At 63.0% G+C, this 26,914-nt stretch carries 21 protein-coding genes; 7 read left to right on the top strand and 14 right to left on the bottom strand.

The window, feature by feature from the left end; translation table 11 throughout:
• Positions 1–140: 140 nt before the first annotated feature.
• The gene (locus tag MNBBLIKP_RS09425) at positions 141–1,532 is read left to right on the top strand and encodes a helix-turn-helix domain-containing protein (RefSeq protein ID WP_088309800.1); all 1,392 of its coding nucleotides are present in this window, start codon (positions 141–143) and stop codon (positions 1,530–1,532) included.
• Here MNBBLIKP_RS09425 and MNBBLIKP_RS09420 read toward each other — a convergent pair whose 3' ends face one another.
• Positions 1,533–1,916 (bottom strand): VOC family protein, encoded by a 384-nt coding sequence (locus MNBBLIKP_RS09420; protein ID WP_088309798.1) that lies wholly within the window; start codon positions 1,914–1,916, stop codon positions 1,533–1,535. It lies immediately after the preceding gene.
• Positions 1,917–2,125: 209 nt separating this feature from the next.
• Between MNBBLIKP_RS09420 and asnB the strand changes: the two genes are divergently transcribed.
• Together asnB and MNBBLIKP_RS09410 are read left to right on the top strand one after the other, a co-directional pair.
• Positions 2,126–4,093 carry an asparagine synthase (glutamine-hydrolyzing) gene (asnB, locus tag MNBBLIKP_RS09415; RefSeq protein WP_088309796.1) on the top strand — a complete coding sequence of 656 codons (1,968 nt, stop codon included), beginning with the start codon at positions 2,126–2,128 and terminating at the stop codon, positions 4,091–4,093.
• Between the two features lie 121 nt (positions 4,094–4,214).
• Positions 4,215–6,077, top strand: coding sequence for a bifunctional sugar phosphate isomerase/epimerase/4-hydroxyphenylpyruvate dioxygenase family protein (locus MNBBLIKP_RS09410; protein WP_088309869.1), 1,863 nt, complete (start codon positions 4,215–4,217; stop codon positions 6,075–6,077).
• Here the strand turns inward: MNBBLIKP_RS09410 and MNBBLIKP_RS09405 are convergent, their stop codons facing one another.
• From MNBBLIKP_RS09405 to MNBBLIKP_RS09375, 7 genes are all read right to left on the bottom strand, one after another.
• The gene (locus tag MNBBLIKP_RS09405) at positions 6,078–6,980 is read right to left on the bottom strand and encodes a shikimate dehydrogenase (RefSeq protein ID WP_254912991.1); all 903 of its coding nucleotides are present in this window, start codon (positions 6,978–6,980) and stop codon (positions 6,078–6,080) included.
• Positions 6,981–7,057: 77 nt separating this feature from the next.
• Positions 7,058–10,009: a TonB-dependent receptor domain-containing protein gene (locus MNBBLIKP_RS09400; RefSeq protein WP_088309794.1), complete on the bottom strand. Its 2,952-nt coding sequence runs from the start codon at positions 10,007–10,009 to the stop codon at positions 7,058–7,060.
• A gap of 473 nt (positions 10,010–10,482) precedes the next feature.
• The gene (locus MNBBLIKP_RS09395) at positions 10,483–11,697 is read right to left on the bottom strand and encodes an MFS transporter (RefSeq protein ID WP_254912990.1); all 1,215 of its coding nucleotides are present in this window, start codon (positions 11,695–11,697) and stop codon (positions 10,483–10,485) included.
• Positions 11,694–12,143: a type II 3-dehydroquinate dehydratase gene (locus tag MNBBLIKP_RS09390; RefSeq protein ID WP_088309863.1), complete on the bottom strand. Its 450-nt coding sequence runs from the start codon at positions 12,141–12,143 to the stop codon at positions 11,694–11,696. Before MNBBLIKP_RS09390 ends, MNBBLIKP_RS09395 begins: the two co-directional genes overlap by 4 nt.
• A 100-nt stretch (positions 12,144–12,243) precedes the next feature.
• Positions 12,244–13,824, bottom strand: coding sequence for a carboxylesterase/lipase family protein (locus MNBBLIKP_RS09385; protein ID WP_088309792.1), 1,581 nt, complete (start codon positions 13,822–13,824; stop codon positions 12,244–12,246).
• Positions 13,825–13,834: 10 nt separating this feature from the next.
• Complete coding sequence (locus tag MNBBLIKP_RS09380) at positions 13,835–14,824, bottom strand: alpha/beta hydrolase (protein ID WP_088309861.1); 990 nt, start codon at positions 14,822–14,824, stop codon at positions 13,835–13,837.
• Positions 14,825–14,918: 94 nt separating this feature from the next.
• Entirely contained in the window at positions 14,919–15,569 is a 651-nt protein-coding gene (locus MNBBLIKP_RS09375) for a TetR/AcrR family transcriptional regulator (RefSeq protein WP_088309790.1), read from the bottom strand.
• Between the two features lie 125 nt (positions 15,570–15,694).
• Here MNBBLIKP_RS09375 and MNBBLIKP_RS09370 point away from each other — a divergent pair, with 125 nt between their 5' ends.
• Positions 15,695–16,630, top strand: coding sequence for an ROK family protein (locus MNBBLIKP_RS09370; protein WP_254912989.1), 936 nt, complete (start codon positions 15,695–15,697; stop codon positions 16,628–16,630).
• Between the two features lie 236 nt (positions 16,631–16,866).
• Here the strand turns inward: MNBBLIKP_RS09370 and MNBBLIKP_RS09365 are convergent, their stop codons facing one another.
• The 3 genes from MNBBLIKP_RS09365 to MNBBLIKP_RS09355 are packed head-to-tail and all read right to left on the bottom strand — an operon-like array spanning position 16,867 to position 19,579.
• Entirely contained in the window at positions 16,867–18,498 is a 1,632-nt protein-coding gene (locus MNBBLIKP_RS09365; protein WP_088309787.1) for a sulfatase-like hydrolase/transferase, read from the bottom strand.
• Positions 18,495–18,950, bottom strand: coding sequence for a hypothetical protein (locus MNBBLIKP_RS09360; protein ID WP_088309785.1), 456 nt, complete (start codon positions 18,948–18,950; stop codon positions 18,495–18,497). The genes MNBBLIKP_RS09365 and MNBBLIKP_RS09360 overlap by 4 nt, the downstream gene beginning before the upstream one ends.
• The gene (locus MNBBLIKP_RS09355; RefSeq protein ID WP_088309783.1) at positions 18,950–19,579 is read right to left on the bottom strand and encodes a hypothetical protein; all 630 of its coding nucleotides are present in this window, start codon (positions 19,577–19,579) and stop codon (positions 18,950–18,952) included. The genes MNBBLIKP_RS09360 and MNBBLIKP_RS09355 overlap by 1 nt, the downstream gene beginning before the upstream one ends.
• A 136-nt stretch (positions 19,580–19,715) precedes the next feature.
• On the opposite strand from MNBBLIKP_RS09355, the gene MNBBLIKP_RS09350 reads away from it, so the two are divergent.
• The gene (locus MNBBLIKP_RS09350; protein WP_254912988.1) at positions 19,716–20,309 is read left to right on the top strand and encodes a TetR/AcrR family transcriptional regulator; all 594 of its coding nucleotides are present in this window, start codon (positions 19,716–19,718) and stop codon (positions 20,307–20,309) included.
• Positions 20,310–20,367: 58 nt separating this feature from the next.
• A complete protein-coding gene (locus tag MNBBLIKP_RS09345; RefSeq protein WP_088309781.1) occupies positions 20,368–21,264 on the top strand; it encodes a haloalkane dehalogenase in 897 nt (298 codons plus the stop codon).
• 75 nt (positions 21,265–21,339) lie between these two features.
• Here the strand turns inward: MNBBLIKP_RS09345 and MNBBLIKP_RS09340 are convergent, their stop codons facing one another.
• The 3 genes from MNBBLIKP_RS09340 to MNBBLIKP_RS09330 are packed head-to-tail and all read right to left on the bottom strand — an operon-like array spanning position 21,340 to position 25,852.
• On the bottom strand, positions 21,340–22,248 hold the full coding sequence (locus MNBBLIKP_RS09340) for a winged helix-turn-helix transcriptional regulator (RefSeq protein ID WP_254912987.1): 909 nt from the start codon (positions 22,246–22,248) through the stop codon (positions 21,340–21,342).
• On the bottom strand, positions 22,245–23,552 hold the full coding sequence (locus MNBBLIKP_RS09335; RefSeq protein ID WP_254912986.1) for a serine hydrolase domain-containing protein: 1,308 nt from the start codon (positions 23,550–23,552) through the stop codon (positions 22,245–22,247). The genes MNBBLIKP_RS09340 and MNBBLIKP_RS09335 overlap by 4 nt, the downstream gene beginning before the upstream one ends.
• Before the next feature lie 8 nt (positions 23,553–23,560).
• On the bottom strand, positions 23,561–25,852 hold the full coding sequence (locus MNBBLIKP_RS09330) for a TonB-dependent receptor (RefSeq protein WP_088309775.1): 2,292 nt from the start codon (positions 25,850–25,852) through the stop codon (positions 23,561–23,563).
• A 113-nt stretch (positions 25,853–25,965) separates the two neighbouring features.
• Here MNBBLIKP_RS09330 and MNBBLIKP_RS09325 point away from each other — a divergent pair, with 113 nt between their 5' ends.
• Positions 25,966–26,913: an NAD(P)H-dependent flavin oxidoreductase gene (locus tag MNBBLIKP_RS09325; RefSeq protein WP_088309773.1), complete on the top strand. Its 948-nt coding sequence runs from the start codon at positions 25,966–25,968 to the stop codon at positions 26,911–26,913.
• Position 26,914 lies beyond the last annotated feature (1 nt).

Here is a 26,914-nt window from a genome sequence, read left to right as displayed (position 1 = left end):
TAAGGCTGCGACGCTTTCGGGCCGCTGTGATGCCCGGGGAATGACGCCAATGCTGCGCTGCGGAAAGGCGGTGCGGAGTCAGTTTGTCAATCATTACAACTATTCCTTGTAAAGTTGTGTAGCTATGACAAAAGGTGGCTATGGCCGATTCCCGCCCACTCTATCTTGGCCCGCGCCTGAAACGCCTGCGCCGCGAACTGGGGCTGACCCAGACCGCGATGGCGCAGGATTTGCGCATTTCACCCAGCTATATCGCGCTGATCGAACGCAACCAGCGCCCGCTGACTGCCGATCTGTTGCTGCGCCTGGCCAAATGCTATCGTCTCGATCTTGCCGAATTCGCCGGGGACGATGCCGAAGCCTATGAACAGCGGCTCGCCAAGGTGTTGCGCGATCCCCTGTTTGCCGACATCGAACTGCCCGCGCTTGAAGTGGCGGACCTGGCGGGGAGTTTTCCGGGTGTAAGCGAGGCGCTGCTGCGCCTGCACGAAGCCTACAGCCGCGAACAGCAAGCCCTGGCAGAACAGCGTGAAGCCCCCGGCGTTGGCGACCCTGTTGCCGAGGCACGGCGGTTTGTCGCGCGCGAACGGAACTACTTCCACGCACTCGATACCCGGGCTGAGGAATTGGCAGCGGAGATTGCGCGCGCCGAGTCCATGGCCGACTGGTTGGGCAAAACGCGCGGCACCAGGGTGCGCTATCTTCCGCCCGACGTGATGATGGATGCATTGCGGCGATACGATCGGCACAACGAACAGTTGCTGATCGACGATACGCTCGACGCGGCGAGCCGCCAGTTTCAGGTTGCGATGCACATTGCCTATACCACGCTGCGTAAGGAGATTGCGGCGGTGCTGGCCAGCGCGGATCTGGCCAGCCAGACCGCCTCTGCCTTGGTCAAGCGCGAGCTGGCGGCCTACTCAGCCGCCGCGATCCTGATGCCATATGATCGTTTCGCCCGCGCGGTTGAGGCGCGCGCCTATGACATCGAAGCGCTGAGCCGCCAGTTCGGCACCAGCTTCGAACAGGTCACCCATCGCCTGACTACGCTCAACAAGCCGGGCATGCTGCGTGTGCCGTTCTTCTTCATCCGGGTCGATCCGGCGGGCAACGTGTCAAAGCGGCTCGACGGTGCGGGTTTTCCCTTTGCCGCACATGGCGGGGGCTGCCCCCTGTGGAACGTCCATACCGTGTTCCGCACGCCGGGAGAGATCGTCACCCAGTTCCTTGAACTTCCGGACGGTCAGCGGTTTTTCTCGATCGCGCGAACTGTTTCGGCAGGCGGTGGTAGCCATCTGCGCCCCCGCGTGACTCGCGCCATCGCGCTGGCCTGCGCCGCCGAACATGCGCCGAAGCTGGTCTATGCGCTAGGCTGCGATCCGCGCGTTGTCGCGGCGACCCCGATCGGCGTCACCTGCCGCTTGTGCAACCGCGCCACTTGCCCAGCCCGCGCTGCACCGCCCATGGGCCGCGAAATCATTGGCGATGACAATCGCCGGGGCATCGCGCCGTTCGGGTTTGCAGAGGGGTAGTCACCCCATTTCCTTCGGCTCCCACAGTTCCACCTTGCGCCCATCGGGATCGAGCAAGTGCGCAAATCTGCCGTTGAATTCATCTTGCACCGGGCCGAGCGGCTCGACGCCCTCCGTCTTGCAGTGCTGCAGCATGGTGTCGAGATCATCAACCATCAGGTTAAACATGAAATCACCGGTCGATGGAGCGAAGTAGCCGGTCGTCGCTTCAAACGGGCTGAACACCGTGCCCGCGCCGGGCTGCGCGGCGGCAGCGGCAGGATCGAATACCGTGCCACCCCAATCGTCGAACGCAATGCCCAGAACACGAGTGTACCAGGCGCGGGTTTTGGCTGGATCGGGACTTTTGAAGAACAGACCGCCCAGCCCGATCACTTTGGCCATATTTGCATCTCCCTCCAGTCACCTTTCCTGCAGGCTATCAGGCTCTGGTAGAAAGTCCAATTCACCGTTGTTCTATTAGGATTTCGCGATATTCGGATCAGTTAACTAACGGGAATGGACAGCGGTCCGCGCGTTACATAGATGCTGCATTGCAATGAACGGCGCATCCGCCCGGATCGCCCGCAACAGGTAAGCAGGTTCAGTCGCAAATGTGCGGAATAGCCGGAGCGTGGTGGCCCGCGGGTCAGCCTGCCGAACACCTGGAACAGACCGGCCTGGCTATGGCGCGTGCGCTGCGTCATCGCGGTCCCGACGCGCTGACCGCATGGAGCGAGCCGGCCGCCGGGCTTGTGCTGGGCCATTCGCGGCTGGCGGTAATCGATCTGACCGAAGCCGGGGCGCAGCCGATGCATTCGCATTCGGGGCGCTACGTGATCGCCTTCAATGGTGAGATCTACAACCATCTGGAAGTGCGCCAGCGGCTGCTTGCCGGAGGACACTCACCGGCCTGGCGCGGGCATAGCGATACCGAAACGCTGTGCGCAGCGATCGACGCCTGGGGGCTCGAAGCCGCGCTGACCGCATGCTGCGGGATGTTTGCACTGGCGTTGTGGGACCGGGAACGCCGCGTGCTGACCCTAGCGCGTGACCGGCTCGGCGAACGGCCGCTCTATTATGGCCGCGTTGGTAAAGGGTTCGGCTTTGCCTCTGAACTGCGCGCGCTGCGGCTCTTGCCGGATTTCGATGCTGCACCCGATCCACAGGCGGTGCTGGCCCTGCTGGCCTACCAATACATTCCCGATCCGCTTTCGATCCACCCGGGAATAGCCAAACTGTTGCCCGGCCATCTGGTTGAAATCCACGCTGGCCAGGCAGGCACCCCGCACGCCTGGTGGACCGTCGAACAATCGGTACTGGCCGCGCGAGACCATCGCCGGGCCGGACATGGCGATTTGGTTGGGCGGCTTGAAGCGGTGCTTGGCGACGTAATCGGGTCCCAGATGCTCAGTGACGTGCCGCTGGGTTGCTTCTTGTCCGGCGGAATCGACAGTTCGCTGATCGCCGCGATGATGCAAGTGCGCAGCCGCACTAAAATCCGCACCTATGCGATCGGTTTCGCCGATTCCGCCTATGACGAGGCACCGCATGCCCGCGCGGTGGCAGCCCATCTGGGAACCGACCATACCGAAGCAATCCTGCACGAAGAGGATGTGCTTGCACTCGTCCCCGAAGTACACCGCCGGTACGATGAACCTTTCGCAGATTCTTCACAGCTGCCAACGCTGTTGCTCGCCCGGCTGGCACGGCAGGACATCACTGTGGCCCTGACCGGCGACGGTGGAGACGAAATTTTCGGCGGCTATCCGCGTTACCTGTCAACGCCTCGGGTCTGGGACAGGCTTCAGTCCATCCCTGCGCCCCTGATTGGCGCAGCAGCCCTGGGCGGCAGCGCTGCGGCAAGGCTGCTCGGCCTGCTGACCCCTCTGCTGGGAGCCAGTGGCCTGGCCCGCAAGTTGCCCGACAACTTGCCCGCCCGACTTGACCGAGCGGCACGAATCCTGCGCAGCCGGGGTGATCCCGTCCAGTTCAACACCCAGTTCAACCGCGTGGCCAGTGATGCCCGCGCGCTGCTGAACCCGGATCTGCGCGACGGGCTGGAAGTGCCCGGGGTGCGCGGCATGGATCCGGCATTGCTGCCGGATCTGGGCATGGCGCGTTGGATGATGGGCAACGATTTGCTGGGCTATTTGCCGGGCGATATTCTGGTCAAGATGGATCGTGCCGCGATGGCCGCCTCGCTTGAAGCGCGCGCGCCGCTGCTGGACGTGCGGCTGCTCGATTTCGCCTGGACCATTCCCGACCGCGAACTGCTCGCCGCGGGCGGCGGCAAAGGTGTGCTTCGCCGGTTGCTGGATCGCTATGTACCCCGCGCACTGGTTGACCGGCCAAAACAGGGCTTTGCAGTCCCGATGGATCAATGGCTGCGCGGGCCGCTGCGTCCCTGGGCCGAAGACTTGCTCGGCCCAACGGCGCTGGCCCGCACTTCCTTGCTCAATCCTCGTTCGGTCACGCGGCTGTGGCGGCGGCATCTGGCCGGCGAATCCGGACTGGGACAGACGCTCTGGGCAGTGCTCATGCTCCAGGGCTGGGCCCTCGGCGATACGGATCCGATCTGACCGCACTGGTAGAGGCTCCGCACCCTGCAGAGCTGCCCGAATTACAGGGTCAAAACCCGATCGATTACTTGCGCTACCCCGGTCAAATCCGCCAGAATGGCAGGATCAGATGGAGGCATGCTTGAAGACTTCGATTGCGACGGTTTCGGTTGGCGGAACGCTCGATACCAAGCTTGAAGCGATCGCCCGCGCCGGGTTTTCTGCTGCCGAAATTTTCGAGAACGATTTGCTATCCAGCCCGCTACCCGCGCTCCAGATCGGGGCCTTGATGCGCGACCTGGGACTGGATTGCGCGATGCTCCAGCCGTTCCGCGATTATGAAGGGATGCCGGGTGACTTGCGCGATGCGGCGCTGGAACGGATGCGGCGCAAGTTCGCAGTGATGGACGATCTGGGCACCGACCTGATCCTGCTTTGCTCGAACTGCTCCCCCCATTCCAGCGGAGAACGGCAAAGGCTTCTGGATGACCTGCACCTGCTAGGTGAACTGGCTGCCAGCCACGGCAAGCGCATCGCTTATGAAGCCCTGGCCTGGGGGCGGCACGTGTTCGACCATCGCGACGCCTGGGCGCTGGTGCGCGATCTGGACCATCCCGCTATTGGCCTGACCCTGGACAGTTTCCATTCGCTGGCGCGCGGGGTTCCCAGCGCGAGCATTGGCGATGTCCGCGCTGACAAGTTGTTCATCGTCCAACTGGCTGATGCTCCGATGCTTGAGATGGATTTCCTGAACTGGAGCCGCCATTTCCGCTGCATGCCTGGACAGGGCGATTTCGCGCTGGATGAATATGGCGCCGCGCTGAACAAGATCGGGTACCAGGGATACTGGAGCCTTGAGATATTCAATGATCGTTTCCGCGCCACTTCGGCCGGCCAGATTGCGCGCGACGGGGTGCGCTCGCTCAAGGCGATGCACGAACGCGCGCGGCTTCGGCTGGGGCAGCTCCCGGCAATCCCCGCACCAATCGATCCGGACCGCTTCGAATTCATCGAATTCGCAGCCAGTCATGAGGAAGCTGAGGATTTCGGCCGGATGTTTGCCGCGCTCGGTTTTGCTCCGACCGCGCGGCATCGCAGCAAACAAGTGGTCCGCTGGCAGCAGGGCGGGATCAATCTGGTAGTAAATTCAGAGCCTGAGGGACTCGCTCACAGCTTTGACATTGTCCACGGCGGCTCGGTCTGTGCGGTCGGGCTGGCGGTGCCGGATCAGGCCGGAGCAATCGCACGTTCCGAAGCGCTTGATGTGCAGCGCCACGAACAGACGATCCAGCCCGGCGAGTGGCAAATTCCGAGCCTGCGCGGGGTTGGCGGCAGCCTGCTCTACCTGGTCGAAAGCCAGACCAGTACGCAGATGTGGCAGGACGAATTTCCTATCACACTCGATTGCCCGGCCCCACGGACTGACCTGACCGTGATCGACCACGTTGCGCAGACAATGCAGTATGAGGAGTTCCTCAGCTGGCTGCTCTACTACACTTCGTTGTTCGATTTTTCCAAAACTCCACAGCTCGAAATCGCCGATCCAATGGGCATCGTCTATAGCCAGGCGGTGGAAAGCCGCAGCCGCGCAGTGCGCTTTACGCTCAACGGATCGATGGCCGCGAACGCGCTGAGTTCGCGGTTCATCCAGAACTATTTCGGCGCAGGTGTGCAGCATGTGGCCTTTGCCACTCAGGACATCTTCGCCGCCGCCGAAAATGCCCGTGCGGCAGGCTTGCCGATGCTGGAAATCGGACCCAACTACTATGCGGATATTGAGGCACGCTTTGCGCTCGATCCGGCGCTCGTCGCGCGCATGGCAAGTCTGAACCTGCTGTATGACCGCGATGGTGAGACTGAATATTTCCAGTTCTACAGCCGCGCGGTGGCCAAACGCGTGTTCTTTGAAGTGGTCGAACGGCGTGGCTATCAAGCCTATGGGGCAGCCAATGCGCAAATCCGCCTGACCGCACAGGCCGCCCACCGCGACCCGGTTGGAGTCTGATCAGGCTGCTGCGCGGACCCGCTCCGCAACGAAAGCTGCAAAGCTGCGCGCCATCCGCGCCCTGTCGGGCTGGCGATCAGTGAAAATCTCAAACGCATCTGCCGCTTGACCCACCGCCATGCCGCTGCCGTCCAGCAGGCGGCCATGCTTGCGTCGGGCTTCGGCGAGGAATTCGGTAACCAGCGGGAAATAGACGATATCGCCAACCCAGTGACGTGGCTCAATCGCGCTGGCTGGCAGCGGCATTCCGGGGAACTTGGCCATACCCATCGGTGTTGCATTGAGCAGCCCGTCCACCTCTGCCGCGCCCGCAACCGGGTCATCGCAAAGCGCTACACGGTCTTCGCCATAGGCTTCGGACAGCTGGGTATAGAGCGCTGCCGCGCGGACCGCGTCGGTATCGCTCAGCAGCAGCCGTTCTGCCCCCAGTGTGCCAAGCAGAGCATGGGCTGTGGCGCTGCCCGCCCCGCCGCACCCCAGTTGCAGGACGGTGCCTGGCGCGTCCTGCCCCAGGACAGCGCGAAAACCATCGGCAAACCCGGTGACATCGGTGTTGTACCCGATCCGCCGGCCATCACGGAACGCCACGGTATTGACCGCACCGATCGCCCGCGCGCCACCTGACAGTTCATCCAGCAGCGGGATCACCGCTTGCTTGAAGGGGAAAGTTACATTGATCCCGGCAAAGCCGACCTGCTGACAAGCATCGAGCAACCGTGGGAGTTCAGCGTCCGACCAGTTTCGATCGGTGAAATCGAACAAGGCATAGGCCAGCCGCAGCCCCTGCGCCTCGCCTTCACATTCATGCATCCACGGGGTGCGACTTTCCAGGATACCGCGACCGGCCAGGCCGACCAGGACCCGCCCATTGCCAACGCCGATCGATTGTGCGGAGCTGGTCAAAGTCGGAGTTCCTGCAGGCAATTTGGAAAAGGACCCGCCCCGGACAGAGAATGCCGGGGCGGGTAAGGGTGGAAGGATCAGAATTTGGCCCGGAAGCCAACGTAAAAGTAGCGTCCGATCACGTCATACTGTGCCGTGTCGGTGCTGGTCTGGTTGCTCGACACGATCGGCAGATCCTTGTCGAACAGGTTGTTGACCCCGCCGCGCAGTTCGAACCGGCTGCTGACCTTGATCGAGCTGAACAGGTCCCAGGTGGCATAGGCCGGAACGCCAACCGCAACATTGGTGGGCGTGTTGACCTTGCTGACATCGTCGATGGCGTTCTGGTACTTCCAGCGCAGACCGCCGCTGAAGAAATCGGACCTGTAGCCGAACGTCGTCAGCGCTTTCCACTTGGGCGTGGCACGCGGCGGCAGGCTGCCGTCACCGGCGCTGCCGTTGCTGATCCCGGTGTAATCCAGGAAAGCCGCGCCGGGCAGCAGCTGCACCTTGTAGCTGTTGAGGTAGCCAATCGCGGAATCGATGTAGAGCTTGCCGCTCTGCGCCAGGAACGTGGCCGGCACGCCCCAGTGGACCTGCACTTCGACGCCGTCGGTCTTGACCGCGCCAAGATTGCGGAACGGGGTGTTGACGGCAATGATCTGCCCGGTCAGCGTATCGCGGGTGATCAGCTGGCAATTGGAATTGGACGTCGCATAGCTGGGGTTGCTGCCATCAAGGTTATAGCAGCTCGACAGCACGGTCAGACCCGGCACCGGCGAGATCACGTTGTTGATCTTGATGTTGTAGTAATCGACCGAGAGCGAGAAATCGCCCAGCAGCCCGCTGCCACGCGGTGCGTTGAACACGAATCCGGCGTTGAAGGTATCGGCCTTTTCCGGGGTGATCGCAGTGCTGCCCGGGATCAGCTGGCCAACCGCGGTGGTCGGGAACTGATAGGTGGCAATACTGGGCACACCCTGCGCGGTGCACAGCGCGGCAACCTGCGCGGCGTTGGCGCCGGTGCGGGCGGTGGAGCGGGTATCGCACGGATCACCCAAAGCGGCCGGAGGCGTACCGATTGCCAGCTGCGAACCCTGCGGGGGCGAGAACAGCTCGGCAATGTTGGGCGCACGCACCGCGCGCTGATAGCTGCCGCGGATCAGCAGGTTGTCGGTCGGCCGCCAGCGCAGGTCCGCTTCATAGCTGCTGACCGAACCGCTGACCGAATAGTCCGAAATACGGCCCGCTGCACCAATTGCCAGTTCCTTGAAGAACGGCTTGTCGGCAATCAGCGGCACGTCGATCTGGCCGGCGAATTCCTTCACGCTGATCGCCTTTTCAGGCACGGCCAGCTGAACGGTGTAGCCTTCAATGTTGCCTGCCGGGGCGAACCCGGAATTGGCGGTCGAATCTGCATCCGGAGCATAGGAATAGGTGTTCTTGCGATAGTTCGCGACCATTGCGATCTGCGCCGGACCAGCCCCCAGATCGAACAGCTTGCCGTTGACCTGGCCCTGAATCTGGCTCTGGCTCACGCGTTCCTGGCTGAAGGCATCCTTGGTGATATAGGCCTGGCAAGCGTCCGACAGACTGCGGGCATTGGCATCACCGAACGGATTGAACCCGCCCGCGCAGATCGACTTGCCGCCGTCCGCCGCGTTGAGCAGCGTCTGGACCCGGCTCTTCAGCACGGCATGACGCATGATCGAATTGTGGATCGAGCTGTCGTAGGAACCAAACACGTCAAAGGTCCAGCCCTCGGTGATGTCACCTTTCAGCCCGGCCATGTACTGCTGGATCGTGTAGTTTTCGTCCCAGCCCTTGTAGGGCACGCCAACATACCGCGCGCTCCAGTTGAACGTCGCCGTGGGGTTGGGACGCGAAGCAAGCACGGTCTTGAGGTCGGTCGGGATGAACGGGTTGGTCACCGGGATGGTGGTCAGCGTCGGGAACTGGGTGAGGCTGCCGCCTGAATGGGTCACGGTGGTCAGGTCGACATACATGAACTGGCCATAGGCGGTCAGACCGGGGGTGAGTTCATAGTCCGCCTTGACGAAGGCCGACTTGCGTTCAAGCCCGTTGATATAGTCGATCTGCTGGCCGACCGGCATGCGGACGTTGCCGCCAACCACGGCATAGCCGCCCGTGCCGTTCGGTCCCTTATAGTTGAGCGCGCCAGTCTGGGTGAACAGGGTGCCGTCGTTGTTGAAGGCCAGGTTGGACGCCAGCGGGTTGCGTGCACCGGCAATGCCATAGGAATTGAACAGCGTGGTCAGTACGGCCGCGCTCGGGGCATTGGCACTGCTTGGCACGAACGCGCCGCTGCCGATGAAGCCCGACGGGGTGCGGGTGAAAAAGAAGTCACGCTCGCTGCCGTTCAGCGAGTCCTGCTTGGCATAAGCGAAGGCGGCAACCACGTGGCCGCGATCATCGGCAAAGTTCGAGCCGAACGCGACCGAACCCTTGAACTTGAACGCGTCCCCGCGCGAGCTGATCCCGGTCTGGGCGTCAAGCACCACGCCTTCAAGCGAACGGACCGACTTGAAGTTGACGACGCCCGACATCGCGTCCGAACCATAAACCGCCGAAGCACCACCCGAAATCGCATCGACCCCGCCGATGATCGCATCGGGCAGGATGTTGATGTCCACGTTGCCGCGAATATCCGAAACCGGCAGACGGCGGCCATCGAGCAGCACGAGGTTGCGGTTGGTACCCAGGCCGTGCAGGTTGATCGTCGCGCGGCCGCCGGTGCCCTGCCCGCCGGTCGCTTCGTTACCGCCGACGGTGAAGCCGGGCAGCTGGTTGAGCGAATCGACCAGGCTGGTCTTGCCGCTTTCACGGATCGCCGCTTCGCTAATCGAAACGATCGGGCTGACCGCAGTGTTGTTCGGGCGCTGGATCAGCGAACCGGTGACGACGATTTCCTGCGGCGCGGCATCAGCCGATTCAGCATCATCGGCGGCCTGGGCCCATGCGCCACTGGCAAAGCCAAGGCTTAGCGCAACGGCAGAAGTCTGGACGGCAAAACGGATCTTAGAACGCATCGGGCTCCCCTCCCATGGGACGACCGGCACCCGCGCGGCGCCGAATTAACCGATTGGTACATGAACTAACTGGTACATGTCAATACCGCGACTGAGCCATGGCCCGGCGAGCCGCAGCCGCGATTGGCGCGCAGCAACTCGCGGCGCAGCGCACGCGCCCTGCCGACCCGCAGCAGGCGGCCTCAATCGAGAGCTTGAATTAGACCCTGTTTCACTTAGGTGGATGCATCGTCATCGCATCAGGAAACCCGCTGGCAAGGCGCGGTGTGCAGCAGGGGCTGGTTGCCCCTGCAAGCAAGGCAACGCTGTCCAGCGGGTTTCCTGATGCGACCCGCAGGGCGGGCCTGATTTGGCCCAGCGCTGCGTTGCTTGTCGGTCACTATGCGATGGCATGGCTCCCTCCTCGCGCTGAGCCAAATCAGGCTCCGTGCCGATGCTTCCACCTAAGTGAAACAGGGTCTAGCCTGCAGGGTTCAAGCAGCCGGGGGATCGGCCTTGGTGTGGCGCCCGACCAGCAAGGCGCACAGCGCGCAGAGCAGCAACGGTGCGCAATAGATTGCCAGGATGGTCGGCAAGCTGATCTTGGCGGCCAGCAGGTAGCCCGCCATGATCGGGCCAACCACCGCCCCGCCGCGGCCGATCCCCATCGCCCAGCCAATCCCGGTCGCCCGGTTCCCGGCGTCATAAGCCCCAGCCGCCAGCGGCCACATTCCGTTGTAGCCCCCTTGCAGGGTCAGCCCGATAACAAAGGCCATGAACAGCGCCCCGCCGACCGACAGCGATGCATTGCCGAACACCAGCAGGGCTACCGCAGCACAGGTCATCAGCGCCGGGGCCAGCACGCCGGGCCGGAACTTCAGCGTCAGCAGTCCCATGCTGATCGTGCCGACAAAGGCCCCGAAGTTATAGAACGCCCCGGCATAGATGCTGTCCGCATCGGATAGCCCGGCACCGCTCGCCAGCTTGGTAATCCAGCTTAGCATTGAATAGAGCACCAGCAGCCCGGTAAAGATCGCCAGCCATAAAAGCAGCGTGCGGGCACGCAGCCGATCCCCAAACAGGGCCGCAACGGCGGCACGCGCCGATAGGGTCGCCTGCGTCGTACTCGCCATCCGTGCCGGCAGGACCAGCCAGGCCAGCGGCAGCAACGCAACGGTCAGATAGGCCGCCCAGCGCAGCAGCGCTTGCCAGCCGACCAGCGGCTCGGCCCAGGCAACGACAAAGCCCGTTCCCACCGCAGCCAGCGGAAAACCGGCCTGAACAAAGGCCACAGACAAGTCCTGCCAGCCCGGCGGGGCCACTTCTGCCGCCAGCGCGGCCATGGCTGCCAGCACCGTGCCGATCCCCATGCCCACGCACAGCCGCGCCAGCATCAGGGTTTCGATCGAGGTCGCATAGCCGCTCGCCAGCATGCCCAGGCTCATCAATGCCAGCGCGGTCATGATCACCGGCTTGCGGCCATGGCGGTCTGCGAAGGGGGCGATCAGCAGTGCGCCAAAGCCCATGCCCAGCGTGCCCGCGCTGAGCACATAGCCCATCGCATCGTCGGCCACCTTCCAGTCCCGCGACAGCGCGGCGCGGATGAAGGACAGGATGTTGACATCCATCCCATCGACCATGTTGATCAGAAAGCACAGCGCAACTATCCCGGCGGCACGGATCGTCCAGCGCCCGCGCGTTTCGCTCACTTGCCGCGTTCCCGCAGCCAGATCACGTGGCGCACCGCCAGTTCATAGCCTTGCACGCCCAGCCCAGTGATCATCCCCGTGCAAACCTGGGTCATGATCGATTTGGATCGCCAGGCCTCTTCCCGCCGGTGGACGTTGGAAATGTGGACTTCGATCACCGGGCAATCGGCAAGCTTGATCGCATCGAGCACCGGATAGGCAGCATAGCTGAAGGCTGCCGGATTGATCACGATCCCGGCCATGCCTTTGCGCCCGGCTTGAAGCCATTCAACCATTTCGTGTTCGGCATTGGTCTGGCGGAAATCGATGGCATAGCCTTCTGCTTCCGCCACGGCCCGGCATGCCGCTTCGACATCGGCCAGGGTTTCATGGCCATAGATCGCCGGTTCCCGTTCACCCAGCAGGTTCAGGTTCGGCCCGTTGAGCACCAGAATCGTGCGGCCCATCGTCATTATCCCCTCAGCTTCGTGGGTACCGGTTTAATCGGAACCGATCCGCTTGCAAGCCAGTTTATGTACTAACTGGTTAATAAAACGAATTCGGGCCCTAATCACGCGCCCTGCCGGCGGCGGCAGGGCGATCTGGCGGAGATATCGCGGCCTCGCTCAGCAGCGGCAATGCTGCGACGTTTGGCCAGCCGATCACTCTCACCTCTTCCCCCAGCGTCAGCACCTTGGGCGCTTTCGGATCGAACCGGGGCCAGTCTGCCCGGGGCACGCCGCTGCGGGCAAAGGACAGGATCAGGCCCGACATGGTATCGCGCAACTGCAGGTCCATCGGGGTCCAGTCACGCGTCTGGCGGAACAGGTTCAGGCTATCCAGGTTGCGCAGGAAATAGGGCACTTCCCCGGTGTGGTAGGCTCCGACCGTGGCCGGATCGTGATCGACAAAGGTGATCCCGGGGGCATAGGGCTGGCGGCGGGTGAAGAAATAGCCCCAGACCGGCTTGGTCCCGCTGCGCGCGGCGGCGCTGGCCCAGTTGAACATTTGGCTGCCGACCGACATGTCGCGCGTGATGTCCACCACGGCGCGCGCAGTGGCGGCATCGTCCTTCGCCGGATAGGCCTTCAGCACCTGTTCGGCGGTCTGCGGAAAAGCCTTGCGCACTGCCGCCTGGTATTCCGCCAGAGTGCCAACCGGCCCTAGGCTGGCAAAGCGTTCGTCGCGGGTGAAGCCCAGCATGACCGCAACGTCGTTCTGCTGCCGGGCGGCAAAGACCGCCTCTGGCTTGCCGGTAACTTGTGCGCCATCGATCACGATCGGGTGGCGCGGAACCCCGGCGGCGATGGCCAGCACACGATCCCCCGGCAGGTCGCGCATCGCCTCGATCCCGGTGGCACCTAGCGCCTTTTGCAGCGCCAGCCCCTGTTCCTCACCCGTCGCCAGCGGCACCGGGCCAACCAGCGGGCCGAACGGACTGACGCTCATCCCCACAGCCTTGTGGAACAGTCCTTTGGCCTTTGGGTTGATTTGCAACAGCGCGACCGAGGCCGAGCCTGCTGACTGACCCATCACCGTGACATTGCCCGGATCACCCCCGAACTGCGCAATATTGCGCTGGATCCATTCGAGCCCGGCAACCTGGTCCATCAGGCCATAATTGCCCGAATGCCCCCCGCCCTCGCGGGTCAGTTCGGGGTGGGCCAGAAAGCCGAGCGGCCCGACCCGATAGGCGATCGACACATAGACCACCCCTTCGCGCGCCAGGTTGGCCCCGCCGTAATTGGCCATGCTGGCCGAACCGACATTGAACGCTCCGCCATAGACCCAGACCACCACCGGCAGCTTCCGCCCCGCAGCACCGCGTGGGGCCCAGATGTTGAGGTAAAGGCAGTCTTCGCTGATCGCTTCGTTGCCGAAATAGTGGTTCATCGTCCGGCTGCGCAGCGGCTGCAGGCACATCGGTGCGAACCGGTCGGCATGATAGACGCCCTGCCACGGCTCGACCCGCTGCGGGGCGCGCCAGCGCAGTTCGCGCAGCGGCGGCCGGGCGAACGGCACGCCGAACCAGCCGTCCACCCCGTCGGCCAGTTGCCGCCCCTCGATTTGCCCGCCTTCGATCCGGACCGGATCGGCTGCCAGCGGGCTGGCCAGCACGGCCAACAGCAGGATCAGATAGCGCAGCACTCTGGCAGCCTTACTTCGCGGGGCGATCGAGCTGCTGGTGGAAGAAGTCGAACGTCGCGTTGACGGCCCGCAGTGTCGCGGTGCGGGTTTCCGGGGCAGTCTTGCCGATGAAGCTGTGGTCCACACCGGGGATGAAGATGCTCTGCACCGGCACCCCGGCGGTCTTGAGCCGGGCCTCGGCCAGATGCGATTGCGCCGCGGGGACCACCTTGTCCTCATCACCGTGGATCAGCAGGAACGGCGGATCCTTGGCATCGATGTAAGTCACCGGGCTGACAAGCGCGAGGCTTTCGGGCTGGCAGGCCCCGTTACAGCCCAGCAGCCGCGCTCCGGCAGAATCGACCCCGCCCGGGCGGCCCGCCGAAAGCGCGGCGAAATCGAACACTCCGTACCAGGTCACCACCGCCTGAGCGCATTCGCTGCCCGCTGCGGCCTTGGTGCCAGCCGGATCGAGGTAGCCCACCCCGCAGGTCAGCCCGGTCAGCGCCGCCAGATGCCCCCCGGCCGATCCGCCCCACAGGCCGGTGCGGGCGGGATCGATCCCGTACTTCGCCGCATTGCCCTTGAGGAAGCGCAATGCCGAGCGCGCATCCTGCAACTGCGCGGGAAAGCGCGCTTCATCGGCCAGCCGGTATTCCAGACTGGCGACCACGAAGCCCTCGCTCGCCAATTTGGCCAGCGCCGCCGGGAAGTTCGCCAGCGCGCCGGAATGGCGGGTATGCCCGCCGATCCAGCCGCCGCCGTGGATGTAGAGGATCAGCGGCTTGGGCCCGCCCTTTTTCGGCGGCATGTAGATATCGACCACCATCGGGCGATAGCCGGTGACCGTGGCATAGGTCACATCGGCCAGGCTGGTCACCCCGCCGGGCCACTTGGTTACCTGTGCCGGATAGCGATCTTCCAGCACCGGCGCGGCATCCACCGGGAATTGCCGCTCTGCCGCCTGGGCCGCGCCGCCCAGCAGCGCCAGTGCTGCCAGGCCAAGAATGAATGCCCGCATCGATTCCTCCACCAAAATTATGCGTACCAGTTCGTACACACCTTTGCGCCGGGAGCAAGCCCGCGGCTTCGCTCCCTTTCTCAATCAGCCCGGCCTAGTGCCGACGGACCCAGCCCAGCACACAGTCGATAATCTGTTCGCGGCGCTTGGCGCGCACGGCCGGAGCGGCGAAATCGACCCCGAAATTGTGCTGGAACGTATGGCGGTTCGACACGTTGTAAAAGCTGAGCGCGGAGATCGTGGTGTGCAGATCGACCGGGTCAATTCCGGGCCGGAACACCCCCTGCTCCACCCCTTTGACCAGGATCGCGCGGAGCTGTTCGATCGCGCTCTGGTTGCGCTGCTTCATGCTTTCGATCTGGGCAATATGTTCGCCGTGGTGAACGTTTTCGTTCATCACCAGGCGCACGAATTCGGGGTGTTCGAAGTGATAGTCGAAATTGTGCCCGACAACGGCCCGCAGCGCTTCCTCGGGCTGCAATTCCTCAAACTGCGCGGCCTGTTCCTGCGCGCGGATCCGGGCGTAGGCGCGTTCAAGAACGGCGCGGTAGAGTTCGTCCTTGCCGCCGAAATAGTAATAGATCATCCGCTTTGACGAATTGGTCTTTTCCGCGATCTCGTCAATCCGGGCCCCGGCCAGACCCTTGTCCGCATATTCGCGGGTCGCGACTTCCAGAATGTTCTCGCGGGTTTCGAGCGCTTCCTGCTTGCGGCGCGATCCGGCGCTGGCGGGTTCATGTACCATGGGTGTGAAGTAGCCCGGCAAGCGCCAAGGTCAAGCCGCACGGCAGCATTATCCGGGATGGTCATGGCCAGACTGCCCGGTTGAATTCGATTGCGGCATTTGCACCCGCGCCAAATCGCTGCTTGATGACACCAGCCACGCGCAGACAGGAGGACGGACTGACCATGGCGGAGCAACTGATTGGGGCAATCGAGGCTGGCGGGACGAAATTCGTCGTCGCTCTGGCGCGCGCGGATGGGACGGTGCTGGCGCGCGAGCGGATCCCTACCGAAACGCCCGCCACTTGCTTTCCCGCGCTGGCCGCGTTTTTCGGACAGGCAAGCGCCGCGCACGGCCCGATCGCGGCGTTCGGGGTGGCGAGCTTCGGTCCGATTGACATTGACCCGGCATCGCCCGGCTATGGCACTTTCACCACCACACCCAAACCCGGCTGGTCAGGCGCGCGGTTTCACGATGTGCTGGGCCGGTTCGGTGCGCCGATCGTGGTCGATACCGATGTCAACGGCGCGGCGCTGGGTGAATGGCAGGCCGGCGCGGGGCAAGGCTGCCGGACGCTGGCCTATACCACGGTCGGCACCGGGGTGGGCACCGGGGTGCTGCGCGACGGCAAGTCGCTGATGGGCTTTTCGCACTTCGAGAGCGGCCACATCCCCGTGCCGCACGACCGGACGGCAGACCCCTATGCCGGGTTCTGCCCCTATCACCACGATTGCCTGGAAGGGCTGGCAGCGGGCCCGGCGATCAAGGGCCGCTGGGGGCAGAGCCTGTCCGAGCTTGGCAGTCCGTCCGACAAGGTTGAACTGATCGCCGGCTATGTCGCGCAGCTGGCGGTCAGCCTGGTCTTGCTGCACATGCCCGACCGGCTGATCTTTGGCGGCGGGGTGATGAAGACCCCGGGCCTGATCCCCGCACTGCGCAAAGCGACCGAGGCGCGGCTGGCAGGCTATATCAAGGCCCCGCAGCTCGATCCCGGGCTGGAACGCTACATCGTTGGTCCGGGTCTGGGCGACGATGCCGGGATCACCGGCGCGATCGCACTGGGGCGGCAGGCGCTGGGCTGAACCGGGGCCAAAGGTCACACGGTTGACACGGTTGACACTGTTCTGGGCAAAGTTTCCCCCACCCCCCGGCGGTCCTTGCCAAAGGGGCCAGTGGAAGGGGCTGGATCGACAATTTCAAAGAGCGAATCGGCTTGTAACACTTTGCCGGGATGTAGGAAAATCAAGCCGCGACAGCAGCCACGGCCATTGCCCGGGTCAAGCTTTTGCCCGGGCAGACCGCGCCGCGAACCGCGCGATCAGTTGGCCCAGTAGACATATTCCTGATCCCCCTGCCACGGCGCATTGAGCGGAACATCGATCCGGATCGGGGCTTCGAGCAAACCGGGCCAGAGCGGCTTTGGCATCGGCGCATTCTGATCTTCGATCAACTTGCGCAGCTGGGCAACGCGCGCCGGTTGCTGACCGGCGAGATTGACTTGCTCGGTCGGATCGCTGGCAAGGTTGAACAGCCAGACCTTGTCCGGCCGCTTTGACACTTGCAGCTTCCAGTCACCCGCGCGGACCACGCGGTAATCGCCCGAACGCCAGAAAGTGACATCGCGCCGGGGCCCGCTGCCCAGCAGGTTGAAACTGTCCATCACCCGGTCACCCGGCATCTGTGCGCCTGCGGCTGCGGCAATCGTGGCGAACATGTCAAGGTGCTGGGCCGTGTCGCTGCGCACCGTTCCCGGAGCAATATGGCCCGGCCAGCGCATCAGCAACGGCACGTGAATGCCGCCTTCAAAGAAGGTTCCCTTGAACCCGCGATACGGCTTGTTGAGATCGGGTATCCCGGCATACCAGGCCCCGCCATTGTCGCTGGTGAAGATCACCAGCGTGTTCTGATCGATCCCGGTATCCTTCAGTTTCTGCAGCACGTCGCCGATCCGCCGGTCCAGCTGGCGGATCATCGCGCCGTAAACCCGCTGGGTGTGATCCTTGATCTGCGGCAGCGCATCATAGTCTGCCCTGGTCGCCTGCAACGGAGTGTGCGGCGCATTATAGGCCAGGTACATGAAGAACGGGCGGTTCTTGTTGGCATCGATCGCAGCGATCGCATTGTCGGTGAAATAGTCGGTCAGATGGCCCTTGGGTCGAAACCGCTGATCATCGCCCCAATGGACCGAATAGGGCAGGTTGGCCCACAGGAACCGGTCGATCGGATCCCACGGCAGCTTCGCGTCAACCACCTGCCCATCGCCCTTGGCGGCGTACATTCCGCCGCCTGCGCGCAGCCCCAGACTTTCGTCAAACCCCTGCGAGGTCGGGCGCAGCGGCTGGGCTTCACCCAGATGCCATTTGCCAATGTGGACCGTGTGATATCCGCGCGGCTTCAGGATTTCAGGCAGCATGATCTGATCATGCGGCACGCCCATATCGGCATAGGCGGGCAGATCGTGGTTGAGTTCCTTGTGATAGATCGCCGGATAGAGCTGATTGGTGCCGGCATGCGCCATATTGCCCACGAAAGCGGCCGGGACGGCGGTGAATTCAAAGCCAAAGCGGGTCGGGTAACGCCCGGTCATCAGGGCTGCGCGCGATGGCGAGCAGGTGGCATTGGCGGCATAGCCGTTGGCAAAGCTGACGCCCTGTCTGGCGATGGAATCGATATTGGGCGTCGGCACCGCCCCACCAGCCACGCCGCCGCCATAGAGCGAGATGTCGTTCATCCCCAGATCGTCTGCGACAATCAGGATCACATTGGGCGGACGTTCACCACGCGGCGGCTGGGCCGGGCCGCGCGCCCAGGCAACCGGATGGTTTTCCGCAATCGGTTCACGCAGTTCCGCAAGCTTGCCAGGAATGTAGATCCCGTATTTCTGCAGGCCGAGATAGCCCGCGCCGATCACCAGCGCTGCCGCGCCGAGCCATTTCAGCTTGCGGGTCATTGCAGGCCTCTGGATTGATTTGCGGCAGGCCGCAGGGCGAGCGCCAGGAACAGCAGGATCACCGGCACCAGAACCAGGCTGGCATAGTGTTCGGGCGGATGGTGACCACCGGCTTTCCCTGCGCCAATCCAGGCCGACCAGCTCAGCAAGCTGCGTTCCAGCAGGCTGACCAAAAGGAATAGCGGCACCAGCGAGCGATAGAACAGAGCGACAATCAGCGTCACAATGCCGTGGGCAATCTGCGTCGCGCCAGCCCAGGCAAACAGGCCCAGAATCAACCCGCGATTGTGACTAAGGTCGAGCCCGGCAATCGTGCCCGCACCGCCATCGGGCAGGAAGCTGTGGATCATCCCCGGCACGGTCCAGCCGATCCCGTAGAGCGCCAGAAACCAGGCTGCATAACGCGAGCCGTGATACTGGCGGTTGGTGCCGGGTGGCAGCAGCGCGGTCATCAACTGAATGTCAGCAATGCCAGGTGGCCCAGCGCGGCGGCCAGCGCCAGCGCCAGCGCCACGGTTACGCGCGGACTGACATAGAACGAAACCACCCGCTGGGTCGGGAAGGAAAAGGTGGCCAGCGTGCCCAGTATCTTTTCCGGGTGGGCATCCATGAACGACGGGTCCAGCGCCAGCTTCATCATGTCCCGGCGGCTGCGGTATCGCATCAGGCCGAAGATCGTCCAGCCGGGATCGGGCTCGGTATTCCAGGCATCAACATAGCCGCCAACCTTGCGGCCAACCATCCCGGGGTGGCCGCCATTGCGGAACAGCACGGGCATGAAGCGCTTGGAATAGCGTTTGAGCAGTTCGAACCCCTGGATCATTTCGCCGCTGGCCGGATCCCTGACCTGGTCCATCTGCGCCTTGACCAGATTGAGCATCACGAATTCGCGGCCATCATCGGCTTCCAGAAATGCGCGCATCATTCCCGGGCTGTTGCCGGTGCCTTCATAGCGGCCTGCCATTTTGGCCAGAAAGGCATCGACTTCAGCCGGTTTGAGCGGACCTGACCAATTGTCATACCACAGCCGAAACAGGACATAGGCGGCCAATGCTGCGATCCAGATCATCCACGGCGTCATCCCGCCCACTCCCCATTCCCGACTCAATTGACATTGGTTGTGCCATAATCTAGCGACATTGGTCAATCAATCTCAGCCCGAAGGTGCATGTGCGGTGATCAAACCGGCGATGGCTGCAACGAAACTTCCCCCTGCCTTGTCAAAGCAAGCCCCGCTTGGTGATGGCCGCCGCGAACGCAGCCGCTCCAGCCGGTCAAAGATTGTCGCCGCCTTGCTCGATCTGGTCGGTAAAGGTGATGTTTCGCCCAGCGCGGCCCGGGTTGCGGAAGTGGCCGGGGTTGGCCTGCGGTCGGTATTCCGGCATTTTGAGGATATGGACGCGCTATACCGCGAAATGGGGGAAGTGATCGAGGCACGGATCCTGCCGATCTTGCTCCAGCCGCCAGGCGGCGCGACCTGGAAGGAGAAAGTCTTCGATTTAGCGGAACGCCGGGCCAAGGTGTTCGAAACGATCATGCCCTATCGCATTTCGGCCAATCTTCGGCGCTTTGAATCGCCTTATCTGATGCACGACTATCGCCGGATGCTGCGTTTTGAGAGCGAATCGATCGAGGCGCATCTGCCCGAAGCAGTCCGGGCTGATGCCGCCGGGGCACGCGGGCTGAACGTGATCCTCAGCTTTCAGACCTGGCGCCTGCTGCGCCATGATCAGGAGCTGCCGGTTGCAGCGGCCAAAGACGTGGTCCGCCGCCTGCTGGGTGCCGCTTTGGCGGAACTCCCCGGCGATTGACCCCTGATCGACCTTATGGCAGTTATCGTGCCATATTATTGAACCGACGGAGCATCCCATGAAAGTCCTGCGCACCCCCGATGCGGCCTTTGCCGGGATCGCTGATTTTCCGTTCGCGCCGCACTATCTGGAAATCACCGATCCGGATGATGGAACCAGGTTGCGGGTCCACTATCTGGATGAAGGGCCGCGCGACGCGCCGGTTGTGCTGATGATGCATGGCGAGCCGAGCTGGTGCTACCTCTATCGCAAGATGATCGCACCGGTGGTCGCGGCAGGATTCCGGGTGGTAGCGCCTGACCTGATCGGGTTCGGCAAGTCGGACAAGCTCAGCAGGAAAGCCGATTACAGCTATGCCCGCCACGTCGGCTGGATGCGCCAGTGGGCCGAAGCGCTGGACCTGACGCGGATGACGCTGGCGTGCCAGGATTGGGGTTCGCTGATCGGGCTCAGGCTGGTTGCCGAAATGCCGGACCGGTTCGCCGGGGTGGTGCTCTCCAACGGCGGCCTGCCCGAAGGCGGAACCCCGCCGCGCGCCTTTGCGATCTGGCGCGCGTTCTCCAAATGGAGCCCGGTGTTTCCGATCGGCCGGATCGTCAACGCCGGGGCCAAGCGCGCGCTCAGCCCGGCGGAAATTGCCGCCTATGACGCGCCGTTCCCCGACAGCAGCTATAAAGCCGGGGCGCGGATTTTTCCCAGCTTCGTGCCGTTCGAGAACAACGTCGCGGTGCCCGATCAGAAGCGCGCCTGGCAAGTGTTTGAACAGTGGGACAAGCCGTTCCTGTGCTGTTTCAGCGATGGTGATCCGGTCACGCGCGGCGGCGAAGCGCGCTTCATCGGGCGTGTTCCCGGCACCAAGGGCCAACCGCATTGCACACTGAAGGGCGGTCACTTCATTCAGGAGAATGATCCGCAAGGCTTCGTTGACTGCATCCTGAAAGTGGTCAGGGCGTGAAGGGGCTGAGCGCCGCCGGCACGGCTTTCGCATAGCTTTCGGACGATCCGGTCGGGTCTAGGTCACAGACCCCGATCAAAGTTCGAACGCGGTATTCCGGATGTCCAGACCGGCCGCGCAAGCACTGCACTTGGGCTGCAGGCCCAGCGGCTGCCCACAATTGCGATGGGTCAGGAGCAAGGGTGGCCCCTGCTCGTCGGCAAACCAGCGGTCGCCCCATTGCAGCAGGGCAAGCAGCACAGGATAGAGGTCGCGCCCCTTTTCGGTCAGGCGATACTCAAACCGGTCCTGATGCGCGGAATAGGGCACCGCCTTGATGATCCGCTGAGCAAGCAATTGCTCGATCCGGCCAGACAGGATGTTGGTGGCCATCAGCGTGTCGCGCTGAATATCGTCAAAGCGGTGGATCCCGGTGAAGCAGGCGCGCACCACCAGCGTCGCCCAGCGATCGCCGAACAGTTCGATGACTGAATCGACCATGGTCTGGTTGCCGCGTTTGGCGCTGGCCGCGGCGGTTTGCTGGCGGCGGCGGGTATAGACCGGGGTGACCTGGGCTAGGCCGGGCCCCGGAGCCCAATCAACCGCGCGTGGATCGATCTCTGTCTGGCAAGCGGCGCAATGCGGGACCGGCTCCATCGCCTGGCCGCAGCCGCGATGGACCAGCCGTACCGAAAAGCCGCGTTCGCCCGGTTCCCAGCGGTGCTGCCAGCGCAGGATCATCAGCGCGACCGGAAACAGACCGCGGCCCTTTTCGGTCAAGGCATAACCGGCCTGCCGCTGCGCCGCCTTGCGCAGCACTCCGGCCTCGACCAGTTTGGCCAGTCGGCCGCTCACGACCGAACGCGCCAGCCCGGTCTGCTTGACGAAATCGTCGAACCGGTGCCGGCCGAGAAACGCCTGCTCAAGGATCAGGAGCACCGCCACGTCGCCGACCACGTCGAGCGCGCGCCAGATCGAGCAGGCCCTGATGGTTTCGTGCTTCACTTTCCGCCCATCAATCGCTCCGCGATGGCCTGATAGGCAGGCAGCGAGATACCGTCAAAACTGCTGTTCGTTGCACGCGGGTTCGATGCGAAACGGACGATCACCATTTCCGCAGTCGGATCGATGTAGATCGTCTGGCCATGCACCCCGCGGGCATTGAACGCGCCGTGGGCATTGTGAGAGATCCACCACTGGCTCTTGTAGCTCCAGCCCGGAAGCAGCTTGTACCCGGCCTTGGCGAAATCGCCTGGGCTGCCGCCGGTCCGGATCTTGGCGATCACCGCAGCCGGAACGATCTGCTGTCCGTTAAACCGCCCGCCGCGGCGGATCATTTCGCCAAAGCGGGCCATGTCACGCAAGGTAAGGTTGAGGCCGCCTGCGGTAAACGGCGTGCCCGCGCTGTCGACGATGATCGAAGCGTCATGCTCCATTCCCATTCTTGACCAGATGCGTTCGCTAAGCACGACGTGTGGCAGCTTGCCGGTAATCTTGGCGATCAGCCAGCCGACCACTTCGGTGTTGACCGATCGGTAGGTAAAGCCTTCGCCGTGCGCCCCTTTTTTGGGCACGGTCGGCAAATAGTCATAGGCCGCGCGCGGACCGGCATATCCTGGCGGCGCGGGGCCTGCACCAACCGCCAGCGAGAATTTCGCGATGTCAGCATCCGGATTTGTATAGTCTTCGGAAAAGGCGAGACCGGTTGTCATGTCGAGCACCTGACGCACCGTTGCATCACCAAAACCGCTGCCGCTGAGTTCGGGGATGTAGCGCGATACCAGCGCGGTTTCATCAAGCTTGCCTTCGGCAATCAGCATCTCGGCCAGCGTGCCGAAATAGCTCTTGGTGACCGAAAATGCGATATGCGGCTGGTCCGGCCCCATCACGCCGTTGTAGCGTTCGTAGACGATCCTGCCCTTGTGGAGGATCAGCACCGCGTCGCCATAAACGGCTTCATAGGCCTGCGACCAGCTCATCGCGGCACCACCGCCGAGCGGCGTGAAGGTTACGCCATCGAGATCCTTGCGCAGTGCCTTTGGCAACGGGGACACCGAGCCCGGCCCCCGCGCGATCGCCGCAGTTGGCATGAGTTCGCGGATATGCGCGAACGACCAGCGCAACCTGGGGAAGGTAAAAAAGCTGCCATCGCGAAACAGGATGCGTTTCTCTGGCGGGGGCGGACTGCCTTGCATCCAGCCCAGTTTGACCGGATCGCTATCGGCAGGGCTTGACGGGGCCTGCTGCGCCTGCGCCGAAGCGCAGGTCAGCAGCAGGGCACCGACCAAGAGAGCAGCGGTGCGGCGCACGGCCAGGCTCAGAACTTGCCCTGGAACTGCACCGCAATGTTGCGCGGACGATCGAAGATCCCGGAATAACCCGTTCCGGTATTGCCCGTCAGCGTGTTCGAAAGCGGAAGCTGGCCTGATGTCAGAACGATCCGCTTGTTGGTCAGGTTGCGGCCGACCAGGGCGATTTCCCAGTTGTCATCGATATGGCCGAGCCCAAGGCGCGCGCCGATTCTGGCAAAGCCAGCCTGATCGGTGAACGGATCGAGCACGTTGCCCGAACGATAGGCGCTGGAAAAGTCCGCGTTGATATTCAACGAGACTTTCATGTTCGTCCCGACCGGATAGTTGAAGTCTGCAGCCGCATTACCAGACCATTTCGGGGCAAAGGTGGCGCGTGTGCCGGTATAGTCGCAGAAGTTTCCGGGCTGGACATTGGCCGCAAGCCCGAACGGGCACTGCCCGCGCCGCCAGTCGGTGTACTTGAAATCGAGATAGGCAAGCGCACCGCTGAGCTGGAGATGATCACCAATCGCCACCCGCGCCTCGGCCTCGATGCCCTGCACCTTTGCCGCCGAAGCGTTGTCCACGTTGAACCCGATCCCGCCGTCGAAGGTGCTCGTCTGCAAGTCCTTGTAGGTGGTATGGTAATAGCTGACCGCGAGCGAAAGGTTGCGGCTGCGATACTTCAAACCACCTTCAAAGCTGTCAGCCTTTTCGGGACGGAAGATGAACGAGCCCGGGAACGTGGGATGCGTCGGCGCGGCGTTGGAACGGATATCGAAACCACCTGCTTTCGCCCCGCGAGCATAAGACGCATAGGCCATCAGTTCATCGGTGATATCATATTGGATATTCGCCATCGGAGTGGTCGAATCTTCCGAAATTCGGCCACTAAGCGAATGCTCGGCCACGCGCACTGCCCCCCACACTGCCCTGATCGTCGTGATCGGGAACAGGTTGGTCGAACCGGCGACGATCCCCAGCTTGCGCGAACCGTCCTTGCTTTCATGGTTGAAGCGCACGCCAGCGGTCAGGCGAAGCTGCTCGGTCAAGGCATAGGTTGCCTGGGCAAAGCCCGACCACAGCGTCGACGTTTGCCGGAAGGCCCGAACCGACCTTGAATCACCCAAAGGCCTGAAGGCGGCAAACGGGCCGCTCAGCCCCTGAAAGAACGAACCCAGCTGAATCGTGTCATTGGCCGAAAGTTTCGAGGTCTGGAAATAACCACCCAGAATGTAGGTCAGCGGGCCTTCATTAGGCGAGGTCAGCCGCACTTCCTGCGAAAGCTGGTCATACTTCTCGTCCTGGTTGGTCCCGTCGAGCATCGGCAGCGCGGTGAAATCTACGTCGAGGATTTCCGCAGCCGAATAATGGACATAGCCAGAAGTCAGATTGAGCGTGTGACTGCCGATCCCGACATCGACGTTGAGAGTCGAGTTGAAGATCTTGGTCTTGCTGTCAAAGCCATTGTTCTGGCTTCTCCAGTCGAGCACGGTGTCCACGCCGCTGAAAAACGGTGAGACGCTATAGGTTCCGCGCGGGCTGAAGTTCTCGCGCGCTTGGCCAAGCACCTTGAAATCGGCATATTCAAGCTTGAGCGTCGCCGATATCGGACCGTCGTCCAGCGCAAAGGTTCCGCGCAGGAACGTGGTGTCGACATGCGGTTCGTCACGATTCAACGTGGTGTTGAACATGTAACCGTCCATGCTCCGGTGATAGCCCACCAGGCGCATCCCGGCCTTGTCACCCATCGGCACGTTGATCACGCCGGTAACCTGGGCCTCCTTGTGTTCGAATTCGTAAGAGGCATTGAGCGACCCCCCGAATTCGTCGGTCGGCTTGCGGTTGATGATGCTGATCGCGCCGGCGATGGCGTTCTTGCCGAACAGGGTCGGCTGCGGGCCGCGCAGCACTTCGACGCGCTGGACATCGACGATCGGCATGCGGACCAGCTGGTCACGGCCATAGTAGACGCCATCGACAAACATCGCCGCCGACTGCTCGAAGCCCTTGTTGTCGCCCGAAGAGATGCCGCGGATCGCGATGCGGTTGGCGATCCCGGTCTGGGTGATGCGCAGGTTGGGAACCGTCGAGGACAGCTGCTCAAGGTTGGCCGTGCCCTTTTCGGCGATGGCATCTCCGCTCACCGCCGCGATCGAGATCGGCACGCGCGAAAGACCTTCCTCGCGCTTCTGCGCGGTGACCACGATTTCTTCAAGCCCGCCTGCTTCCTCGGCAGGTGCTCCGTCCTGGGCCCAAACCATCTGCGGCGTAAGCAATGCGGTGCAAGCGAGCAGCTTGAGCGAAAATCTGGTCATCAATTCCCCTCCCATGTCATCCGACCTTCCTTGTGTCGGCTCCGAAAGTATGTTTATGCAAGCAAGTCCGGTTAGGCAAGTCGATTCAGAATTTGTCACCGGCGGGAGATGCGATGTCAGTACCGGCCTCCTTGCAAAGGAATTTGGCGCTCCCGGCGATTGCCGCGCCAATGTTCCTCGTTTCCGGACCGGAGATGGTGATCGCCGCCTGCCGCGCCGGGATGATCGGCTCGTTCCCCGCGCCCAACGCGCGGACCTCGGCCGATCTGGAGGACTGGATCGGGCAGATTGAAGCCGCGCTGGCTGAAACACCCCAGGCCGCGCCCTGGGCGATCAATCTGGTGGTCCACCCATCCAATGATCGCTTTCCTGCCGATCTTGAATGCGTGGTCCGGCACAAGGTACCGCTGGTGATCACTGCGCTGGGCTCACCCACCCGGGTGATTGACGCGGTGCACAGCTATGGCGGGCTGGTCTTTGCCGATGTCAATTCGGTCGGCTTTGCGCGCAAGGCCGCTGCCGCCGGGGTCGATGGACTGGTGCTGGTTGCCGCCGGTGCTGGCGGCCATACCGGGCAGACCGCTGGCTTCGCCTTTGTCGAAGAAGTGCGCCAGTTCTGGAGTGGCCCGATCGTGCTGGGCGGAGCGATCTCGACCGGCCAGGCAATCCGCGCCGCAGAAGTGCTCGGTGCCGACCTCGCCTATCTCGGCACTTCGTTGATCGCCTGCGAGGAAAGCCTTGCCGCACCCGATTACAAGGACATGGTGGTCGCCGCCGGAGCAGAGGACATCGTTCCTTCAAAGGGCATCACGGGCGTCACCGCCAACTGGCTCCGGCTGAGCCTGGTTGCAGCAGGGTACGATCCGGCCAACATGCCCGAGGACAAGCAGCCTAATTTCGAGAATGCCCAGGACGATGCCAAGGCGTGGAAAAACGTCTGGTCTGCCGGGCAAGGGGTTGGCGCAGTGCGCGCGGCCGAACCGCTTGGCGCAATCGTCGAACGTTTGAAATCCGAATATGCCGCGGCATGCAGCCTGCCGCGCTTCGCTGCGAAGGAGTGAT

Source organism: Novosphingobium sp. B 225 (genome assembly GCF_002198665.1).
Taxonomy (GTDB): domain Bacteria; phylum Pseudomonadota; class Alphaproteobacteria; order Sphingomonadales; family Sphingomonadaceae; genus Novosphingobium.
The sequence above is the reverse complement of the archived record's forward strand: the minus strand, read 5'-3'. Positions and strand labels throughout refer to the sequence as shown.

What these genes read in the sequence shown, in the direction of transcription:
- MNBBLIKP_RS09365 (WP_088309787.1), bottom strand. Translation starts at nt 18,498, where the DNA reads ATGACCCGCAAGCTGAAATGGCTCGGCGCGGCAGCGCTGGTGATCGGC.
- MNBBLIKP_RS09360 (WP_088309785.1), bottom strand. Translation starts at nt 18,950, where the DNA reads ATGACCGCGCTGCTGCCACCCGGCACCAACCGCCAGTATCACGGCTCG.
- MNBBLIKP_RS09370 (WP_254912989.1), top strand. Translation starts at nt 15,695, where the DNA reads ATGACACCAGCCACGCGCAGACAGGAGGACGGACTGACCATGGCGGAG.
- asnB (WP_088309796.1), top strand. Translation starts at nt 2,126, where the DNA reads ATGTGCGGAATAGCCGGAGCGTGGTGGCCCGCGGGTCAGCCTGCCGAA.
- MNBBLIKP_RS09425 (WP_088309800.1), top strand. Translation starts at nt 141, where the DNA reads ATGGCCGATTCCCGCCCACTCTATCTTGGCCCGCGCCTGAAACGCCTG.
- MNBBLIKP_RS09400 (WP_088309794.1), bottom strand. Translation starts at nt 10,009, where the DNA reads ATGCGTTCTAAGATCCGTTTTGCCGTCCAGACTTCTGCCGTTGCGCTA.
- MNBBLIKP_RS09380 (WP_088309861.1), bottom strand. Translation starts at nt 14,824, where the DNA reads ATGCGGGCATTCATTCTTGGCCTGGCAGCACTGGCGCTGCTGGGCGGC.
- MNBBLIKP_RS09375 (WP_088309790.1), bottom strand. Translation starts at nt 15,569, where the DNA reads ATGGTACATGAACCCGCCAGCGCCGGATCGCGCCGCAAGCAGGAAGCG.
- MNBBLIKP_RS09390 (WP_088309863.1), bottom strand. Translation starts at nt 12,143, where the DNA reads ATGGGCCGCACGATTCTGGTGCTCAACGGGCCGAACCTGAACCTGCTG.
- MNBBLIKP_RS09420 (WP_088309798.1), bottom strand. Translation starts at nt 1,916, where the DNA reads ATGGCCAAAGTGATCGGGCTGGGCGGTCTGTTCTTCAAAAGTCCCGAT.
- MNBBLIKP_RS09355 (WP_088309783.1), bottom strand. Translation starts at nt 19,579, where the DNA reads ATGACGCCGTGGATGATCTGGATCGCAGCATTGGCCGCCTATGTCCTG.
- MNBBLIKP_RS09325 (WP_088309773.1), top strand. Translation starts at nt 25,966, where the DNA reads ATGTCAGTACCGGCCTCCTTGCAAAGGAATTTGGCGCTCCCGGCGATT.
- MNBBLIKP_RS09345 (WP_088309781.1), top strand. Translation starts at nt 20,368, where the DNA reads ATGAAAGTCCTGCGCACCCCCGATGCGGCCTTTGCCGGGATCGCTGAT.
- MNBBLIKP_RS09330 (WP_088309775.1), bottom strand. Translation starts at nt 25,852, where the DNA reads ATGACCAGATTTTCGCTCAAGCTGCTCGCTTGCACCGCATTGCTTACG.